The organism is Pantoea sp. B9002, assembly GCF_013385945.1.
Taxonomy (GTDB): Bacteria; Pseudomonadota; Gammaproteobacteria; order Enterobacterales; family Enterobacteriaceae; genus Pantoea.
Map to the genome: position 1 here is coordinate 1 of NZ_JACAPA010000149.1, position 309 is coordinate 309.

The window sequence follows — 309 nt, forward strand, 5'->3', positions numbered from 1 at the left end:
GCTGGCCTTCGCCACCGACGAGCAACCCCGCGCCGGCACCACCGCCGAGTCGCTGGGCAAGCTCAAGCCAGCCTTCAAGAAAGACGGTACGGTCACTGCCGGCAACGCCTCGTCGCTGAACGACGGTGCCGCCGCGGTGATCCTGATGAGCGCCGCCAAGGCCAAGACCCTCGGCCTGCCGGTACTGGCGAAGATCGCGGCCTACGCCAATGCCGGCGTCGACCCGGCGATCATGGGCATCGGCCCGGTGAGCGCCACCCGCCGTTGCCTGGACAAGGCCGGCTGGTCCCTAGAGCAACTCGACCTGAT

General features: G+C 68.9%; 1 pseudogene. It reads left to right on the top strand.

Annotated features, from left to right (window positions below):
- A pseudogene (locus tag HX773_RS25605) lies at nucleotides 1-309 on the top strand (acetyl-CoA C-acetyltransferase); the annotation flags it as partial.